Origin of the sequence: Leptospira stimsonii, assembly GCF_003545885.1 — a bacterium.
Lineage (GTDB): Bacteria > Spirochaetota > Leptospiria > Leptospirales > Leptospiraceae > Leptospira > Leptospira stimsonii.
The window spans coordinates 1-15400 of sequence record NZ_QHCT01000006.1 but is presented as its reverse complement, the minus strand read 5'-3'; the positions used below and the strand labels follow the sequence as shown (position 1 = coordinate 15400).

Below are 15400 nucleotides of genomic sequence, written 5' to 3'. Positions count from 1 at the left end.
AGGAAGGATTTCTAAATTTTCGAGATAAAACCTTTGACCTTTGTCGCCGACGGAAACAATAAAGGCCGTAGTCTTTGGAATCGAACTTTATGCGGATCAAATCGGAATCTATTGAGCTGGAGCGTTATCGGGATTTTTTTCTCAGTAGCGCGGAAGGGATTTGGTGTTTTGATCTAAGCGCGCCGATTGACACACGTTTGGCGGAAGGCGAACAGGTGACTCAACTTATCTCCAATGCTCGCCTAACGCTCTGTAACGATTCAATGGCGAAAATGTACGGATACGAAACCGCTTCTGAGGTAATGGGTCTATCCCTTTCTCAGTTGATTCCTTCCGATTCTCCCGAAGATTTGGAACATTTTTTTACGTTCGTACGTTCCGGATACAGTATGAAGGACGTAGAATCCAGAGAACTGGATCGTTTTGGAAATTCGAAATACTTTCTCAACAGCGTCGTCGGAGTCGTAAAGGAAGGGAAACTTTCTCAGGTCTGGGGTTCGCAGAGGGATATCACTCCACTCAAAAAAAGCGAGGACAAACTCAAGTATTCGCTACTCCTTCAAAGCAATCTTACCGACATTTCCAAGAGTTTTATCACGGTTCCGCCGAGAGAATTGGATCAGGCGATCCGCAATTCCCTGGAAAGGGCAGGAAGAATCTGCGATGCTGATCGTTCGTATATTATAGAATACTCAAGTTCCAATAAACACCTTTCCAATACATACGAATGGTGTAAGGAAGGAATTTCTTCTCAGAAGGATTACTTTCAGAATATTCCCGTGGAGCAGATCCCGAAGGAACGATTCGAAAGAGTGAGAAAGTTCGGTTATTACGCGCTCAATTCCGTCGAAGAAATTCAAAACGAAAATCCGTTTGTAAGAAACCTTTTGCTTCCTCAGGGAATCCGTTCTCTTCTGATGATCGGACTCGTTTATGAAGGAAAAGAAATCGGATTTTTCGGTCTGGATATGACGGAAAAAGATCGAACCTGGACCGAGGAAGAGATCAATATTCTCGGATTGATCGGCGACTTGATTCTTCTCGCGTTCGATAGAAAAAACAAAGAAGGCACGTTAAACGCCTTTTACGATAGAATGCACTACGATCTCGAGTTGGGAAGATTGACCCAACGTTCTCTCGTGGATCGAACCTTTCCCAATTCAGAATTTTTCAGAATGGAAACCTACTTTCGCCCTTTTGAAAAAGTGGGCGGAGACGTCATCAGCACGATCCAGAATCAAGACGGAAGTGTTGACATTCTTTTTGCGGACGTTTCCGGTCACGGAATTTCATCCGCGATGGTTTCCGGGATGGTCGTCATTTCATTTAAGAATTCTTCCAGAATCGGTCTATCACCGGCGGAGGGTTTGATCCGAATCGTAGAAGATCTAAGGTCTTTGGTTGTGGATCATCATATCTCTGCGGTTCGAGTGAAATACATTCCGCAAACAAAAAAACTGATCTACGCGTACGCGGGTCACCCTCCCATTCTTCTTTTTCGAGACGGAAAAAAAATCGAACTCGACGGAATGAATCTTCCTCTTCTCGCCTTCGACGGAGCGAAATACTATGATCAGTCGATCGATCTTCTGCACGGCGATCGAGTCGTTTTCTTTTCGGATGGAATGTATGAGATCTTCAATTCTCAAGGAGAGATTTTAGATCTTCCCGGTCTGATTTCCATTCTCGAAGAATATCTGGACGCGGAAACGATCGAGGATTATATCGAATGGATCGTTTCGGATATTTTTGCCTATTCGGGCGGTAACTTCGGAGACGATATCGCTCTTCTCGTTATGGACATCTATTGATTCTTCTTGAAATGACCGAAATCAGATTCGACTTTCTTTAGATCCAGATCTATTTCAAAAAATAAGAATTCATTTTATCTTTTGAATATTAAAAATCTATAAAATATACGATTTCAAAAACAGGATGTTCTTGAAATTGGGAACGCATCGTTTGTTTTTTCAAAAATGGATTTATTTCAACAAGGAAGAAAGACACGTTGTTTTTCTTTGGTCCTGATTCTTTTTCTCTCTTGTGCAGATGCCGATCGGATCGACATTGATTCTTCCTCCGGGGCCGGCTTATTACTGCAAGGTGGACTCCAGATTCTTTCTTCGATACGAATCGATTCCGAAAACGGAAAAGAGATTTCTTCGTTTCGATTTTTGGGATCGGAAAATTTTTTCGCACAAGATTTTAGCGGAACCATTTCCGGAAGTCAGATCACAATCCAAGCCCCTTTTGGCGCAGTGAACCGGTTAAAGGCGAGTTTTGTGTCCACCGGGAAGTCGGTCACGATGGAAGGAATTCCGCAAGAAAGTGGAAGAACATCGAATGATTTTTCGAGTCCATTGATATATCGAATCACGGCTTTCGACGGAAGTATTCAAGATTATACGGTCTTCGTCCAGCCTCTCTTTCAGCTAACGGATGCGGAACAAACGAACTGTTACTCGGCTTGTAGTTCCAATCCGGGACAAGACGCGGATTATTCGACCGGGGTTCCGACCTCCTTTCAAACGAATGTGGCCTTTTCAAGTGATTCTTCCGAACCCGTTACCTTGGATCGTCAAACCGGATTGATTTGGAAATACTGCGCAGAAGGTTCGAACAATACGACTTGTGGAGTTCCCGACGAAAGTTTCTTTTATCCCCAAGCGCTGAGCGTTTGTTCCTCTCTCAATGCTCTCCATTCGGGAGCAGGGTATGCAGGAATTTCCACTTGGAGAATTCCCGAAATTGAGGAACTCCTGACGTTGACTCAGCATACAAATCCGATCACCGGCTTCCTTCGGCTCTCCGATTTTCCGGGCGGAGTTTCTTCGTTTTGGACCAAGACCGAGGACGCGACTGATTCCCTGAAAGTTTGGAGTTATAGTTTCGAAACCGATCAGATCGATACGAACGGAAAGAATTTCGGTTCGAGTCGGAGCGTTCGTTGTGTTTCCGGTTCTCCGATTCCGAATCGAACGTTTACGGATCTCGGCGATGGGACCGTTCGGGACAATCGCACCAATCTCGTTTGGCAAAAGTGCACGAAAGGTCAGACGTGGTCTTCGACTTCTCCGGACTGCCTTGTGGGCGCCGCCGTTCCGGAAAACTGGGGTCAAGCTTTGAACACCTGCAAGACCTTGAACCTCGCGGGAAGAATTTGGAGACTTCCGAATATCAATGAACTCCGTAGTTTGCTCGATTTTACATCGAGCGCCACGGTCCGAATCGACAATGAAAAATTCCCCCATATTCCACCTGAAAATCCAAAGTATCACTCGAGCAATTCCGTCCCTGGAGGAATCATCTTTAAGGTGCATTTCGGACTACCGGAAATTTATATAGTCGACGGTCCGACATCGGTGAGTTTTACACGTTGTGTCACAGACGGACCGTAATCCGAATCAAGAAGTCGAATTCAAGTCGGAATTCCTGGAAACGATTTTTCTGATTCTCAATTCTCTCGCACAAAGAAGGATTCGAAATTTCTAGTTTGAGAAGGTTTTGAGAAGAATACCGAAAGAGGGAATTTGAATCCAAAGAAAACGGTATTTTCAGGTAGTTTTTGTGTCATAGAACGTGACTGTTTTGCGAGGACAAGGGAATCGATTTCGATTTGGTTTGGAAAATTCTTCCTGATTATAAAAAAATAATCAATTTTTTATCATTCGATTGTTTTTTAGGTAAAAGAGCCAGTTCATGCACCTGCGATTTCGTCTTCTTCCATCTCTTTTTGTATTTCTTTTCATTCATTGCGCCCAAGCGGACAGAATCAGTTTAGATACGTCTTCGAGTGCTGGGCTTCTTTTCAATGCCGGCTTTGATTTTTTTAGAAATGCTACCGGGAAACAAATTACGACCTTTCGATTTCGGGCGATAGAAAATCATCTGCTCCAGGATTATGAAGGAACGATCGTCGGAAATCAGATCCTCATTCAGGGAGTTCCTTTCGGTGCGGTGACTCGTTTAAAAGCCAGTTTTGAATCTTCGGCGGGTGCGACCGTTTTTGTAAACGGAACGGCTCAAAAGAGCGGAGATACTTCCAACGATTTTTCCTCTCCTGTACGTTACGAGGTCGTTGCAGGAAACGGACAAAAGGACGCTTACTCGGTTTCGGTTAACGTGATCACTCCGATCACCGACGCGGGACAGACTGATTGTTTTGACGCAACAGCTTCGGTGATCGCTTGTGGGCTGGGTAGTTTACCGGGACAGGACGGGGACGTTTCCGGACTAACGTCGAACTTGGAAAGGACGACTCTCACGAGCGATTCTTCTCAACCCGTCGTAGTCGATAAAAATACCGGATTGGTTTGGAAAACTTGTAAGGAAGGAACGAACCCGATCGACTGTAGCGCGTTAGCCGCTCCTACGCTTTTTTCGTATGCCGACGCGGGTGTCGCTTGTTCCAATCTCAATGTCTCCGGTTACGCTGGTTTGAAGAATTGGAGAATTCCAGATCTTCAAGAGTTGTTCACAATCGCATCCTTTTCCAACGCGGGTCCGTACACGAATATGACCGTCTTTCCCGATGGAAATCAAACTTTTTGGTCTCGTTCAATGGCAGATCCCGCATCGTTTACTCCAAGGCGTTGGGTTTATAATTTCTCGAACGGAAACAACGAGGACGCGGCTGAGGTGGGAACGCTTCCGGTTCGTTGTGTCGCGGGAGGAAGTTTTCCGGCTCAAAACTTTACGGACCTCGGGGATGGAACGATTTTGGACAACAATACAAATCTTCTTTGGCAAAAATGTTCCGTTGGGCAATCCGGCACCTCTTGTCAAAACTCTGCGACTACTCTTTTCGATTGGCGGGACGCACTTGTTCAGTGTGATTCCTTACCGTCTACCGGCGGAAAGTGGAGGGTTCCAAACGTCAGAGAATATCTAACGATCGCAAAATACGATGTTCTTATGGGGACCAACGCGATCGATCTCAACGTATTTCCGGCAAATCTTGCCTCGGGAAGTTATTGGACCAGCAACGTAAGTCAATTGGCGGGGAATCTCGGAGTGTTTACATTCGACGTACAATATGGGAGACTTTCTCGGTCCGGCGCGACTTATACGGATTATGTAAGATGCGTAAAAAACGTTCCTTAAAAAGTCAAACTTTCCGAAGAAATATAAGAATTTTAGAATATTCTAAAATTAAAAATGAAGAATCTTGATTCTCCGGATATTTTTTTATTCCGAAGAATCCGTTGCGCTCGCGTCCTTTTCTTTAGAATTCTGTTTTTTCTTCCCGATCGATAGAACCCCGGCTAACACGAGAAAGGTGCCTGCAATTCCGGTGGAAGTAATCGCTTCTCCTAAAAAAATCCATGCAAGAAGAATGGTGGAAATCGGACCTACGGAACCGACGATCGCCGCGCGTCCGGATCCGATCATTCGAATTCCTTCCGTAATGAAGTAGGCCGGTATGACCGTCGTCAAAACTCCGAGAGCCAATCCGAGAAGATAAACCGGCCGTGATTGGACCAAGAGTGAAAGTTCTTTTGTGAGTAAAAAATGAATCACCACGATCAAACCGGAAAGAAGCATCAGATAAGACGTAAACTTAACGGATCCGATTTTCGGAATCAAGGATTCGCTTCCGACTAAATACAAGGAATAAGCCACCGCCGATGCAAAGACAAAAAGTACACCTTTGATCGCGTCCGGTCCTTCCGTTTGAATGTCGCCGAAAAAAGCGACGGCGATTCCGGAATAGGTCAGGATGATTGCGAAAATCTCGATTCCTTTGATCTTTCTTTTATATATAAAAGAACTGATCACGAGTACGATTGTAGGATAGACGAAGAGCGTCAGTCTTTCCAAACCTGCCGAGATATATTCTAGACCTATGAAATCGAAAAGACTCGCGAGATAGTATCCGAGAAACGCGAGAGCAAAAATCAAAGTCCAGTCTTTGCCGGAAAGTTTTACCGAATTCTCATTCTTTCGAGAACGAAACGCGATCCATGCGAAGAATGGAATGGCAAACAACATTCGAAGTGTCAACGCCGTGATGGAATCCACGTCGTATCGATAAACTAGTTTTACGAAGATCGCCTTTGCGGAAAAGAAAACGGCACCGGCCAATACAAGAGAGGTTCCTAAAAAGGGTTTCCATTTTGATTCGGATGCTTCCATAAATCCATCCTCAAAAAGCTTCCAAGCAATGAAAGAAAACAAATTCTAAGAATGCCAAGGATTTTTCAGAAAAATTCGACCTTCCTCGTCCACTGATGGAAAAAACGGTTCTCCTTGTTCCGCATTCTTCCTCTTCAACTCTTTGACCTTTTGAATTTGAAGATAACAATCGCTGAGAAAAAAAGAATGTCCGCATCCCAAGAGATGATAGCCTTCGTGAATCAGTGTTCCTTTTGCGCCTCCGCTGAACCAATGGGAAAGCGTTCTGGTTTGTCCCAGAATATATCCCCTTGTTCCGGTTTTTGTTTCGACCGCACCTAAAATTTGATAGCTTGGAATTCCGAAAAAGGCGAAGAACAATCCTACAAGTTCGAATGCGGTGTCGCTTAACTTTCCGCCGGCTACCGCAAGAAGTCGATCACAAGAAAGGGGAAGATCCGCAGTGAAAATCTGATCCATGATGGCGGAGCCGGTCCAACCGGGACGTTCCCATTCCTTTACGTCGTTTAATAAAATTCTGATTTTATAGAGTTTTAATTCTTCGTTCCAGATTTCGATCAGCGCTTCCAATTCCACTTCGGAAATTTTTTTGTCCTTCCAAACACAGAGTTTGAGCGTTTCCTCTTTTCCAAAATCGATTTCTTGTCGAATCCCTGTTCGGTGAAATCCGACCATGGTGCAGGAAAAAGAAAACATACAAAATAAAAATAGAATGATCGAAGTCGGTCGGGAAAGAACGGCCATATCGGTCCGTGTTTTGTGGGGCGGAATCACTTCCGCTTTTATGGTTTTTGGGGAAGAATTTCCAAGTAAAAAAGTCGACAATCGTAGAATTTTACGGCGAGAAAGAGTCAAGGTTTTCCAGTGACGGTTCAGAGCGGACTTCCAGTCCGATTTCAAGTGTTTTTTATTAGAAAATACTTTGTCGGAACAACTGACTTGGAAGAAAAAAGAATTGTCCTTTTCTTTTCGCAACTCTCTCCGGTTTTTTTCGAATCAAACAAAGTTTTGATTTTTATTCGCACCTCGTGCGGACTTTTTATTTCGAGAAAACAAACGTATCATAAAAATGGAATGGACCCTTTGTCTTCGGAGCGTAAAAAATTTTTAGACTTCGAAGACAAACGAAATCGGATTCAAACTACCACAGGATCCTTGAAAAAAATGTTAAACCTCGTCCGGGATCTTATGCATCCAAACCGAAAATAGGGCGCCGGTCGCGAACATGATCAAGCTGTAAATCGCGGAGGGAATCGCCATCGCCGCGTTATTGAGAATCGAAGTCGCGATCGCGATTCCCAGGGTCCCGTTTTGAATTCCTACCTCGATCGTTATCGAAGTTCTTTGCGCCTTCGTAACTTTCATCAAAGACGCTCCTAAAAATCCGAGGACCATCGTGGTTAAATTGAGAGCTAAGGCGGCCGGTCCGACTTGGATAAAAAACGGAACGATATTCTGTCTTTCTCTTACGATCGCGCCGGCGATGATGAGAATCAGAAAAATTCCTGAGAGAACTTTCACTAGTTTTTCGAACTTTTTGGAGAGGTCCGGTTTTTTTGCGTTGAGAATCATTCCCATGGTAACCGGCAATACGGTGACCAAAAATATTTGCAGGATCGTCTGTGGAACGTTTAATTCGATCATCTGTCCGCTTCCTAAGAAATGGTGCATGGAGACATTCAGAAGAATCGGAATCGAAACGACGGTAACACAGCTCGTGATTGCGGTTAACGTGATCGAAAGCGCGACGTCGCCTTTCGCGAGATGAGTGATCAAATTCGAAGTGGCTCCTCCCGGACAAATTGCGAGCAACATAAGACCGACGGCAAGTTCTCCGGGAAGACCGGAAAAATCCGCGATAAGCCATCCTGCGATCGGTAAGAGTAACAACTGTAAGGTGAGTCCGGTCAAGGCGGCTTTCGGAAGAATGAAGATCCGTTTGAAGTCCTCGATCGTCAGAGACATCCCCATTCCGAGCATGATGATTCCTAACGCGAGCGGAAGGAATATAGCTGTTAGCAAATTGGATTCCATAATATAAACCTATTTTTTGTTTCAAACTCTGTATTCCAACTTTCCTCTCCAGTCGATCGAATTTTTAAATCTCGAGAATTTTACATTCGTTTCGAGATATCGATTTTGTTTTTATCGAACGATTGAACGAAATCGAATAAGAATCGGGAGGAGTCGAAGATCGGGTTGATTTCGTTTTTTTTCTTCTTTCGATGACAAATAGTCCGGAGACTTCGAAGCATCTTTTCGCTGTTTGGTACGTTCCAGTTTTGTAATATCTTGACAAAACTTTTTAAGGAAATAAATTTCATGTTCTTCTTCGATGAAAGAAAAGAATGAAAAACTTAAAGATCATCTATTTTTCTCTTTTGTTCCTGTTACTTTTATTCGGAATCGTCTTCGTTCTTTCCGCGAATAAGAACGGTCAACACGCGAAGATTTGGAGCGGTTTTGTATTCGGATCGAGCGTATTCCTACTGCCCATTGCCTGGTATGTTCCGCTTTATTTCGCTAAGAAGAAGTTGATTCAAGAAAATCTAAAACTCATAGATAAGTTCAAATCCTATTCTCAATCTAAAATTCTCTCCGTGATTTTTTTGGATTCGGGATATACGATCAACGGAATATTTTATTTTATCTTCGCGGATCCTATTCATTGGATCGGTATGGGGATTTTTTTGACGGGTCTTCTTTTTCTTTTTCCGAGGGATAAGGAATTTTCCTCCTTGTATGATTCCCGGGAAACCTATCCTTGATTTGTGTCGGATCGGATTCTAAAAAAGAGGTGATGAATTTTCGATTTCAAAAAAATCTCGTGTTCCATGGAAGAAAATTCTAAAGCAAAAGAAAAAGAATCGTTCAAAAGAAAATTTCTGGTTTGGTTGATTCCCTTTCTCGTCGTCAATCTCCAAAGGCTGATCGGTTTTACTTCTCGAAGAGTCAATATCGGAGACGGAAGTTTGGAAAAACTCCGCAAAGAAAAAAAGCCCTATATCCTTTCCATCTGGCACACGAACGTTCTCTATTCTCCTTATCTCAATCGAAAAGCGGGAGCCGCGGTTTTGATATCCGAATCCAAAGACGGAGATTTTATCAACAACGTAGTACATCGTTTTGATAATTACAGCATTCGGGGGAGTTCTTCCAAGGGCGGATCCAAGGCTTTAAAAGCGCTTATCGTTCATCTCAAAAAAAATCTCCCCGCGGCGATCACCCCGGACGGTCCTCGCGGACCCGCGCTTGTTGTGCAACCGGGTTTGATCGCTTGTGGTCAAGTTTCTCAGGTTCCTATCATTCCCTTCCACTATGAATGTACTCGTCAATGGATCGCCGAAAGATCCTGGGATAAACATAGAATTCCGAAACCGTTCACCACTTTCGTCGTGTCTTACGGCGAACCGATTTTGATTCCGAGGCAATTGGACGAGAAGGGTTTTGAAGAAGCGCGCCTCATGGTCGAGAAGGCGATGTTGGAAAATCGTCAGAGATGTATCGATAAAGCCGAAGAATTAAGAAATCAATAATATTCTTATATTCTAATCATGGAATTTCCTCTTTTGTGTGTTCCTTGAGGATCCGTTTTACTTCCAAAAAAGTCGGTAGGTGATTTTGAACGGAATGTTCGGATTGAATGAGTAATTCGGATTCGGGGTGATCCAAATGGGAACTTTCGTAAGGAACGACCGAATCACTGATCCAGTCCAGATCCGCGAGTTTTGAATTCCCGATGATGGAATGAAATTTGACGAGAGGTCTGTATTCTCCCGTTACTTTCATAAAGAGGCTTTTGGGCGACAAACCGTCCACTCCATAGACTCCCGGAACTAAATCCCCATCCTTGTGATTTACGAGTAAGAATTTATAACCTTCCTGAAATTTTTTCGCCACCTCCTTTGGAAGTATAAAAAGAAATCTCGCGATCGTTCCTAAAATTCCTTCGGCGAGATTGGATCCTCGGTGCGGGGTCGCGATAAAGATCGCCCTTTTGACGAAAGGCACCGGATCGAAATCGAAAACTCTTTTGATTTCCTTTTTGTATTCTTCGCTCATGGACTCGTACGCGGAGTAGGGGACGTTTGCGGCTGTCATCCATTCTTCTTTTCGTCCCTTGGTTACGGCTAACTTTGCGACGAGGCCGCCCATACTATGACCGATCAACACCATTCGATCAAAACTTTTGTGTTCGTTTTTCGGATCGTAAACCTTTCTTAAATCGTATAACGTATCTCTAAAGTCCGCCGCGGAAAGGAGCATCGGATTAACGGTGGGATACCAATAAACCCAGAACTGATATTTCTCTTTGATTTCAGGATCGGCGAGTAGCTCGTTGATCATCGGAAACCAGATAAAAGGTGAGGACGCGAGTCCGTGTACGAATACGACCGGGATCTTATCCTTTCGATACGGATATACGAGATAAAGGCCTTTTCTGGAAATGCTCGTTTCTCCGTCGAAGATCGCAAGTAGGCTGTCCCGTTTTTGTGCGATCGTTAGCATGTATGCGAGCGGTGTGGTCGTATCGCTTTCCATCGGAAGATTCATTCCTTCGAATTCAATTCGATCTCGAAAGACGGGATCATAGACGTGAATCTTCGCTCTCAGGTTCATCAAGTCTCTGTTTCCAAGATAAGATTCTTCCAGACTTACGAACGCGGTTCCCGGATACGCCTGTCCGACTCCGTTGATGAATTCATACTGGATTCTTTTTTGAGGTTCGTTTTCCGGAAATTTTCGGATTAGAATCAACGGAGTTCCGATTCCGTATTTGCTGATATGATTGGAAAATCCCTTCGTCCTAAAATCATAAGCGACTTCGATTTGCAGAAAATTCTGCGGCGTCCAAGAAGTTTCGACTTCGGCGCTTTCCATTACGAGATTTCCTCGAATCAACGGAAGATTGAGATCGGTCACGTTAGCCAGCTTTCGATTCTTCTTCGCATAACGGACCAACTGCGCCAAGGAACGATTGTATGTGAGAAGCGCAAAACGAAATTCCGCTGAAAACGGATCGGGAGCGGGCGTCGCCTTGGAATCAAATAGATATGTATAAGAATATACTAATGCAGAAGCATACATCTTCGCAAACTCCGGATCTTCCGTATCCAAAGAATTTCCGGTGAGATAACAGAGTTCGGAAAGATAATAGGCGAGATCTCTGGATTTATACGCGAGAAGTCGATTGTCCAAATCGTAGATGACTACGAGAGGAGAATCTTCGAACCTTTCGTCGAGATCGTTGCTTTTGAGATATCGCATCGTGAGAAGACTGAGTTTGTTCGAAGAGACGCTACTGATGTTGACTAACTTCTCCTGTTCGAACTGAGAATAGTTTGCGGTAGAATACGTGGCACAATCGAATAGAACAAAGGATCCGAGAAGAATCCAAATTCTTAAAGGAATTCTACAAAACAAAATCATCCTTCAATGAAGAGCGGATCGTTCCTCTCTGACAAGTCAAAAAGAACGGAGGATCGTAATTCCAAGGGAAAGGAATTTACAAATAGGAAAGGTAAAGTTTTACCATAGACAAACTTTCGACGATCGGCGAGTATGTGTTCGTGAAATTCCATACAAATACTTCGGCGGGTTTGATTCTTCTTTCGTTTTTGTTTTGTTCCGGTCAAAAGGAACGGACCTTCGGCCCGGGTTTGTTAAAGAATGTCGGATCCGAAGGAAGTCGTTCCACGGTTGCGATGCAAATCCCTCTCGTTTTCGTTCCCGGTTATAAGGGATCCGAGCTCTTTCGAAAGAACGAGTCCGGTTCCCTCGACGCGATTTGGCTTACTCCTTGGCAGGCTTTGAATTTTTCCGCACCCGATCTAACTTTGAGAAAGAACGATTCGGTTCAAGTAGGAGAGGTTTTATCTTCCGTAACTCTCATCCCGTTTTTGATCGATGTAAAAGTTTATCAGCCTTGGTTGCAGTGGCTTTCCACATCGGTAAGAATCCGACCGTATGTTTTTCCTTACGATTGGAGAAAGGACAACGGCGAAACTTCCTTGGCTCTCGAAGCATTTTTGGAAAAGGTTCAAAAGGAAAACGCCGGAGTCGCACCCGTTCTCGTAGGTCATAGCAACGGAGGAAATCTCGCGCTCTCGGTGATCAATCGAAGACCGAACCTAGCGTCGAAGGTGATCTTTGTCGGCGTTCCGTTTCGTGGAGGAATCGGATTTATGGAAGATCTGATTTCCGGAGTTTCCACCGGACTCAACCCGGAGATCACAAGCGCTTGTGTCGTTTCGAGTTTCATTTCGGTTTATACGTTTTTCCCGAGAGAAGGAAGTTTTGATACGAAGGAATTACTCAAGGATTCCGATCAGAAGAACATTCCATTCCGTTTTTTTAATGCTTCCGATTGGGAGAAATACGAACTCGGTCCGTATTCCCACGAAGCGCATTGCGAACCCCCTCCTTCTTTGAAAGAATTTCAGTCCAGATTGGATCTTGCGCTCTCGTTTCGAAATTCTCTCGATCCCAAAAAAGGAAATCAGTATCCTCCCGTCTTGGTCGTTCACGCGAAAAATCGACCCACGATGAGAGTTCTTATGCCCGAAAAAAATCCGGACCATTGGCTTTGGGATTTTAAGAATGCGCAAAGAGCGCCCGGGGACGGAAGGGTTACCTTTACGAGTTCGATTCCACCGGATGAAATCGTGTATCAAAGCTTTCTTTCCGATGCGGAGCATTCTTCTTTGTTAAGCGACCCAAAAGTGTGGGAGAGAATCTATTCCTTTCTTCATGAATAAGAATCCAGTAGAGGAATATTTCATTTTTTTAAACTTCGAATAAATTCTCCTTGATGAGTTGAGAATTGATTCTATTTTGCTCGGCGGCAAAGGGAGTTCTAAGAATGAAAATCACACTGCACGCGCTGATGGAAGAACCGGATTTTAAGAAGTTGGTTCGTTCCCGCTGGATCGTAAGTTTTACACTCTTGGGTTTGTTGTTTTTATCGTATTACGGTTATATTCTTTCCGTCGCATTCTACCCTGAATTTTTGATTCGAAAGGTGGGAACGTTTTCCAATATAGGAATTCTTCTGAGCGCTTTGGTGATTTTCTTTTCTTGGATCCTCACCTTGGTCTATGTTTTTTGGGCCAATCGTTACTATGATCGAAGCGTAGAATCTTTGAAGAAAAGGTTGGAGGATTGATTCTATGAATTCGCAACTCGGACAACCGAATTTTTTATCCATCCTTTTCTTTCTCATCTTCGTTGTTCTTACGTTAGGAATCACGTATTGGGCCGCGAGAAAAACGAAAACTTCCAGCGAGTTCTACGCCGCTGGAAGAAGTATCACGGGTTTTCAGAACGGGCTCGCTCTTTCCGGTGATTTTATGTCCGCCGCTTCTTTTTTAGGAATTTCGGGGATGGTCGCGCTCAAAGGATATGACGGAATGTTGTATGCGGTCGGTTGGCTAGTAGGTTGGCCGGCTCTGATGTTTCTCGTCGCGGAACCGCTTCGTAATCTCGGTAAGTTTACGTTTGCGGATGTGGTCGCGTTTCGATTGAGACAAAAGCCGATCCGGATCGCCGCGGCGATAGGCGGAATTTTGGTGACGCTCACTTACTCGATCGCTCAGATCGTGGGTTCGGGTAAACTTATTAATCTGATGTTCGGTCTTCCTTACGAAGTCGCGGTCGTTATCGTTGGGATCGTGATGCTCCTTTACGTTTTGTTCGGTGGAATGATCGCGACCACTTGGGTTCAGATCATCAAAGCCTGCCTACTTTTGTCCGGTGTTACGTTACTCACCATTCTTGCACTCGCTCAATTCGGTTTCAGCTTGGAGAATCTATACGGCGCCGTCGATAAAAAGTTCGGAAGCGCGGCCTTGGAGCCGGGAGGTCTTGTTTCCAATCCTCTGGATGCGGTTTCCTTGGGATTGGCCTTGATGTTGGGTTTATTAGGACTTCCTCATATTCTAATGCGCTTTTATACGGTGCCCGATGCGAAAGAAGCGCGGAAGTCCGTGGCGTATGCGACGACCTTTATCGGATATTTTTATTTGATTATCCCGATCGTCGGTTTTTCCGCCGCTGTTTTGATCGGAAGGGAACCGATTGCGAGCGTGGATAAGGGAGGAAATATGGCGGCGGCTTTGTTATCCGAACTTCTCGGAGGAACGATCTTGATGGGTTTTATCGCGGCGGTCGCGTTTGCGACGATTCTTGCCGTTGTCGCGGGTTTGACTTTAGCGGCGGCTTCCACGATCTCCCATGATATTTTTGTGAGCGTGATGAAAGAAGGGGACGCGACGGAAGCGGAACAGGTAAGAGTTGCACGAAGGGCCACGGTCGCCTTTGGGGTGTTAGGTATTTTGATCGGAATCCTTTTTAAGGATCAGAACGTAGCGTTCTTAGTCGGTCTTGCTTTTGCGATCGCCGCGAGTGGAAATTTTCCTGCCTTGTTTTTATCCATCGTTTGGAAGAATTTCAGCACGATCGGAGGAGTTGTTTCGATTCTTACTGGATCCGTATCCGCGATCGTTTTGATCGTTTTAAGTCCGACCGTTTGGGTCGACGTCTTCGGTTTTAAAACGGCGATCTTTCCCTTAAAAAACCCGGCCATCTTTTCGATGGCTCTTTCCTTTCTGAGTGCGGTTTGTTTTTCAAAATTGTATCCGGAAAAGTCTGCCCAAGAAAAATACGAGTCCGAGAAAATTCGAACGTATTTGGGAATCGGCGCCGAGTAGGAATTCATTTTCACCATTGCACAGCGTTTTGAAAGCGGAACCCATGCTTTTCACCGGAATGTCTTGGGTCCACTGTTTTGCAACCCGCTCCATGTAAAAAAGAATTCTAATTCAGAACCGATTCCCCACAGAACTATAAATCCTTTACGAAACCTTTTCCCAAAAAACTCACTGCTAAGATCGTTTTAACCAAGAGTTCCCTCACTTAAACACCGACTATTATTCTCAAGTTACTAAGAACCTATTATCTACTGTCTATCCTAAGAATTGTCCTGATTGTAAAATTTCTCTTAGCAAAGAAGTTTCTACGAGGGAGAATGTAATCCGTTGTCCTCAATGTAATTATTTAGATTCAAGGACTTCTGGAACCCCCTTAGAACATCTAAAGTTGCCTCTGTGGGAGTTCTCTTACTTGCTCATTGAATCGATTGAGCTATTTCCCTTAGGTCTTTCTGCTTCCGCGATCTGTAGAAAGTTATCTATGAAACTAGCGACCTCGGTTGACAGAAACGATAAAGTATTCAACCTGAGGAGTATGTATGGCGACGGATTCTCAA

At 44.3% G+C, this 15400-nt stretch carries 12 protein-coding genes; 8 read left to right on the top strand and 4 right to left on the bottom strand.

All coding sequences use genetic code 11. The features are described from left to right. Positions 1-89 precede the first annotated feature (89 nt). The 3 genes from DLM75_RS18265 (at position 90) to DLM75_RS18255 (ending at position 5103) form a co-directional block, all read left to right on the top strand. Positions 90-1811, top strand: coding sequence for a SpoIIE family protein phosphatase (locus tag DLM75_RS18265; protein WP_118969948.1), 1722 nt, complete (start codon positions 90-92; stop codon positions 1809-1811). Between the two features lie 165 nt (positions 1812-1976). Further along, entirely contained in the window at positions 1977-3398 is a 1422-nt protein-coding gene (locus DLM75_RS18260; RefSeq protein ID WP_118969947.1) for an Lcl C-terminal domain-containing protein, read from the top strand. Between the two features lie 301 nt (positions 3399-3699). Next, a complete protein-coding gene (locus DLM75_RS18255; protein ID WP_118969946.1) occupies positions 3700-5103 on the top strand; it encodes an Lcl C-terminal domain-containing protein in 1404 nt (467 codons plus the stop codon). A gap of 84 nt (positions 5104-5187) precedes the next feature. On the opposite strand, the gene DLM75_RS18250 is transcribed toward DLM75_RS18255, so the two are convergent. The 3 genes from DLM75_RS18250 to DLM75_RS18240 all read right to left on the bottom strand — a co-directional run bounded on the left by DLM75_RS18250 (position 5188) and on the right by DLM75_RS18240 (position 8169). Next, the gene (locus tag DLM75_RS18250) at positions 5188-6135 is read right to left on the bottom strand and encodes a DMT family transporter (protein ID WP_118970131.1); all 948 of its coding nucleotides are present in this window, start codon (positions 6133-6135) and stop codon (positions 5188-5190) included. Positions 6136-6180: 45 nt separating this feature from the next. Continuing rightward, positions 6181-7110, bottom strand: a complete 930-nt coding sequence (locus DLM75_RS18245; protein WP_241547978.1) for a hypothetical protein — start codon at positions 7108-7110, stop codon at positions 6181-6183. A 192-nt stretch (positions 7111-7302) separates the two neighbouring features. Continuing rightward, positions 7303-8169 (bottom strand): bile acid:sodium symporter family protein, encoded by an 867-nt coding sequence (locus tag DLM75_RS18240; RefSeq protein WP_118969945.1) that lies wholly within the window; start codon positions 8167-8169, stop codon positions 7303-7305. Positions 8170-8483: 314 nt separating this feature from the next. Here DLM75_RS18240 and DLM75_RS18230 point away from each other — a divergent pair, with 314 nt between their 5' ends. Together DLM75_RS18230 and DLM75_RS18225 are read left to right on the top strand one after the other, a co-directional pair. Further along, positions 8484-8903 (top strand): hypothetical protein, encoded by a 420-nt coding sequence (locus DLM75_RS18230; protein ID WP_118969943.1) that lies wholly within the window; start codon positions 8484-8486, stop codon positions 8901-8903. A gap of 66 nt (positions 8904-8969) precedes the next feature. Beyond that, the gene (locus DLM75_RS18225; protein ID WP_118969942.1) at positions 8970-9671 is read left to right on the top strand and encodes a lysophospholipid acyltransferase family protein; all 702 of its coding nucleotides are present in this window, start codon (positions 8970-8972) and stop codon (positions 9669-9671) included. Between the two features lie 16 nt (positions 9672-9687). Here the strand turns inward: DLM75_RS18225 and DLM75_RS18220 are convergent, their stop codons facing one another. Next, positions 9688-11565: an esterase/lipase family protein gene (locus DLM75_RS18220; RefSeq protein WP_118969941.1), complete on the bottom strand. Its 1878-nt coding sequence runs from the start codon at positions 11563-11565 to the stop codon at positions 9688-9690. A 140-nt stretch (positions 11566-11705) separates the two neighbouring features. On the opposite strand from DLM75_RS18220, the gene DLM75_RS18215 reads away from it, so the two are divergent. The 3 genes from DLM75_RS18215 (at position 11706) to DLM75_RS18205 (ending at position 14843) form a co-directional block, all read left to right on the top strand. Further along, entirely contained in the window at positions 11706-12893 is a 1188-nt protein-coding gene (locus DLM75_RS18215; protein ID WP_118969940.1) for a lipase/acyltransferase domain-containing protein, read from the top strand. Positions 12894-12997: 104 nt separating this feature from the next. Continuing rightward, entirely contained in the window at positions 12998-13300 is a 303-nt protein-coding gene (locus DLM75_RS18210) for a DUF485 domain-containing protein (protein WP_118969939.1), read from the top strand. Between the two features lie 4 nt (positions 13301-13304). Beyond that, positions 13305-14843: a sodium:solute symporter family transporter gene (locus DLM75_RS18205; protein ID WP_118969938.1), complete on the top strand. Its 1539-nt coding sequence runs from the start codon at positions 13305-13307 to the stop codon at positions 14841-14843. Positions 14844-15400 lie beyond the last annotated feature (557 nt).